The organism is Phormidesmis sp. 146-33, assembly GCF_052939515.1.
The window spans coordinates 1-3,860 of record NZ_JBJPHU010000229.1; the positions used below are offsets into that span (position 1 = coordinate 1).

The window sequence follows — 3,860 nt, forward strand, 5'->3', positions numbered from 1 at the left end:
ACATGCGACAACTTAATGCGGTGTCCCGCCTGCAACGATTGTGACATCGCATCGGCATCCACTGGCTCAACCCCAATAATTTTAATTTCGGGACGCAGCCGTTTTACATAAGCTGCAATTCCAGAAATCAAACCGCCACCGCCAATGGCCACAAAAATGGCATGAATCGGCTGTTGACACTGACGCAGCATTTCCATCGCGATCGTACCCTGTCCTGCAATCACATCCGGATCATCAAAAGGATGGATAAAAGTCAGATTTTTCTCGGCTTCTAGCTGTCGTGCATACGCATACGCCTCATCATACGTATCACCATGCAATATTACTTCTCCGCCCCGCGCTTTGACGGCCTTAATTTTTACCTGGGGAGTCGTCAACGGCATCACAATCATCGCGGTGGTTCCCAAGTGGCGGGCACCGAGGGCAACGCCTTGAGCATGGTTTCCCGCCGAAGCCGCAATCACCCCTTGAGCCAGCACATCCGGCGGAAGCTGCGCCATCTTGTTGTAAGCCCCTCGCAGTTTGAAGGAGAACACCGACTGCATATCTTCACGCTTAAGCAGGACTTTATTCCCTAACCGCACAGACAGATTGGGCGCGTAATCTAAAGGAGTCTCTTGGGCAACCTCATAGACGCGAGCATTCAAAATTCTCTCAAGATAATCAGAGGGCATAACACAGTTTGCAGAGGCAGGATGAGAAATCATTGTACCTGACTTGCTTGTGGGGGGGGATGAGGATTGAAGCATAAGGGATGGAAAACCTACTCTAATTGATTGTTAGCCATGACGGAAGTTCTATGTTGATTGTTGAGGCGCGGCATGGAGAGCATAATCGCGTAACGTTGTGTCAGCAAATCGCTCATGCTATTGTAGATGCCTTCAAATTCAGGAGTATGTTGAGCCAAGAACTGAAAGAGCAGGTCTTTAAACTGTCACCGAGCGATCGCACCTTGCCCTGGTCAATGCCATCAGTGAGTCTTTGCAAGAGCAGCTTATTTTCCAGGTCGATCGCGCTAGTGCGATTCAGCGGATGCGAGGCTTGCTCAAAACAGCTCAACCTGCACCAACGGACGAAGAAGTAGCTGCAATGTTGGAGGAACGACGGGTGGAGCAGTATTTTTAGTGGCTTTATTTGATGCCAACATTATCCTAGATTTTCTGTTGCAGCGAGAGCTATTTTTCAAAACGCAGAACTGCCGCCGCAAGACGCTTTGACCTGGCGTGGCTGTTCCCAAAACAAACTGTGAATGATCGTCACGCATCAATTTTCACTTAGTATAATAAACTGCTGTATTTACCGTATAAATGCTGAAAACAACGTCTCGCTTATAAAGAGACTGCCCAAAAAATTTGTGAAAGAAGTGGGTGTTCGGCAGAATTTTGGGGCATTTTATCGAAGCGAAGCGGATTACATAGTCTTCATGACTCCTTCATGACACTTTCCTGACTCAGTAAGATCGCGATCGCACTTCCTCAAAACTTCCCCGCCCGGAGGCAGCAATGGCAGAAAAGACAGGACGCTTTGCGATTTTAGAACAATTAGTTGCAGATGGAATTGAGTATATTTTTGGCAATCCTGGCACCGTCGAGCAAGGCTTTTTGGATGCTTTGTCCGCTTATCCTCAATTGAAATATATATTGACGCTACAAGAATCTGTTGCTGTGATGATGGCCGATGGTCATGCACGCGCGACTAAAAAACCAACGATCGTACAGCTTCATAGCACTCCCGGTGTGGGGAATGGAATTGGTGCGCTATATCAAGCCAAACGTGGACATTCTCCTTTAGTCGTAATTGGTGGCGATGCGGGAATCAAATACATGGGCATGGATGCACAGATGGCGGGAGATCTGGTCGCTCTCGCAGAACCTGTCACCAAATGGTCAACGATGGTTTTAGATTCGTCTTCTCTGCTGCGGGTGTTGCGGCGGGCGATCAAGATTGCGTCTACTCCACCAATGGGCCCCGTCTACATTTGCTTACCTGCCGACATCTTGGATCAGCCCTGTGTTGAACCGATCTTTCCGACTTGCATTCCTTCAACGCGCACCGTTCCAGAAGATGCGATTACTCATGAGATGGCTCACCTGTTAGCTAATGCTGCTAACCCCATGATCTTTATGGGAGATGGGATTGCTTATTCAGATGCACAAGATGAATTAACCCACGTCGCAGAACTGCTGGGTGCAGAAGTATGGGAAGCCGATAACGGCGAACTCAATATGAGTCAAACTCACCCGCTTTATCAGGGTTCTACCGGACATATGTTTGGGTATCAGAGCCGTCCGATTTTGCAAAAAGGGGATGTCAATCTGGTCTGTGGAACTTACATTTTGCCAGAAGTTTTTCCTGATCTAGGCAGTGTGTTTGCTCCTGATGCCAAAGTGTTGCACATTGACTTAAATGCCTATGAAATTGCAAAAAATCATCCCGTTGACATTGGCGTAGTGAGTGACCCCAAACGATCGCTCGCCCAATTGGCCGCCGCTCTGGAAGCGATTCTAACGCCCGAACAACGACAAACCGCCGCATCGCGCATCGACAACTTGGCGAGACAGAAAGCAGTGAAGCGATCGCTGGCGCTAGAAGCCGACAAAGCCTTTGAAGAGGCAACGCCGCTCCACTTTTGCCAATTTATGGAAGAGTTTGCCAAGCATTTACCCGAAGATGTGGTGATCTTTGATGAGGCGTTGACTTGTTCTCCTGATGTGGTGCGCTATCGACCGACGACGCAATCGGGACATTATTTTGTGACTCGTGGCGGATCATTGGGAGTGGGCATTCCAGGCGCGATCGGCGTGAAGTTAGCTCATCCTGATAAAACGGTGATTGGCTTTACGGGGGATGGTGGCAGTATGTATACGATACAAGCGCTATGGACGGCTGTGCGTCATAATGTCGATGCTAAGTTTGTAGTCTGTAATAATCGATCGTACAAATTGTTACAGTTAAACATTCAGGCGTATTGGCAAGAGCAAGCGATTCCGGCTCATGATTTTCCGCTGAGTTTTGATCTGTCTTATCCAGCGATTCAGTTTGATCAGATGGCTCGATCGATGGGAGTGCCTGCCATTCGGATTGAGCAGCCTGAAGAGATTGCGCCTGCGATCGCGAAAGCACTCTCTCACAAAGGCCCATTCTTACTCGACGTGGTGATCGAGGGCAATATTCAGCCTGAAATGATCACTCAAATGTGCCAGTGATATTACTGAGAAAGATAAAATCATGGATACAATTGTGATCACGTTTCTCAGGGTGATGTAATCTTATCCATGGTCTCAGTAATTCTGACATTAGTCTGCGATTCTGCAAGTATCTTTTGTGTGTTCCTATTTCGTTGATGCGATCGTTCATCTCTGTATCATTTGCCCATTCCTGGTGAGTCGTGATCAAGATGAATGATCAGTGATTTGTATTCCTGTCGATCGCAATAGCCCGGTACAAGATTTCTAAAAACTATTAGAGCCTCTCAATAATTTTGGTGTGATGAGCAACCCAATCTCTTCTTTTTCCAACGGTCTATCTCGATGCGGATGGACGTTTTTGTTGATGAGTCCCGCGACTGCATTTCTGATTTTGTGGATGACGGCTCCTGGTTTTGCGGCGGTTCAGTCAGTCCCAGAAACTTCACTAGAAACCGTTCAAAATCTCCCAGTTGACCGCGAAGCTGCGATTCTGACAACCGAAGTCATGCAAGCGGTTGAGCCAGACGTTGAACCTGCGATCGTCCCTTCGGTGTCCAAAACTCCTCGACTCGAACCGTTTACGATCGCGCGTGTCACATCGGTTTCTGGCTTGTCGGATGTCAAACCGTCTGATTGGGCTTTTCAAGCGTTGCAGTCTTTGGGCGAGCGCTA

General features: G+C 48.1%; 4 protein-coding genes and 1 pseudogene. 3 read left to right on the forward strand and 2 right to left on the reverse strand.

Annotated features, from left to right (window positions below):
• Window positions 1–674: pyridoxal-phosphate dependent enzyme (locus ACJ2PR_RS35280; RefSeq protein WP_446880552.1), on the reverse strand; the 674-nt coding region annotated here is incomplete at its 3' end.
• An 89-nt stretch (window positions 675–763) separates the two neighbouring features.
• Window positions 764–907 carry a hypothetical protein gene (locus tag ACJ2PR_RS35285; protein ID WP_446880553.1) on the reverse strand — a complete coding sequence of 48 codons (144 nt, stop codon included), beginning with the start codon at window positions 905–907 and terminating at the stop codon, window positions 764–766.
• A 74-nt stretch (window positions 908–981) separates the two neighbouring features.
• On the opposite strand from ACJ2PR_RS35285, the gene ACJ2PR_RS35290 reads away from it, so the two are divergent.
• The 3 genes and pseudogenes from ACJ2PR_RS35290 to ACJ2PR_RS35300 all read left to right on the forward strand — a co-directional run.
• On the forward strand, window positions 982–1,125 hold the full coding sequence (locus ACJ2PR_RS35290) for a hypothetical protein (RefSeq protein WP_446880554.1): 144 nt from the start codon (window positions 982–984) through the stop codon (window positions 1,123–1,125).
• Window positions 1,126–1,502: 377 nt separating this feature from the next.
• A complete protein-coding gene (locus ACJ2PR_RS35295) occupies window positions 1,503–3,206 on the forward strand; it encodes a thiamine pyrophosphate-binding protein (RefSeq protein WP_446880555.1) in 1,704 nt (567 codons plus the stop codon).
• Between the two features lie 283 nt (window positions 3,207–3,489).
• Window positions 3,490–3,860: pseudogene (locus tag ACJ2PR_RS35300) on the forward strand (hypothetical protein); the annotation flags it as partial.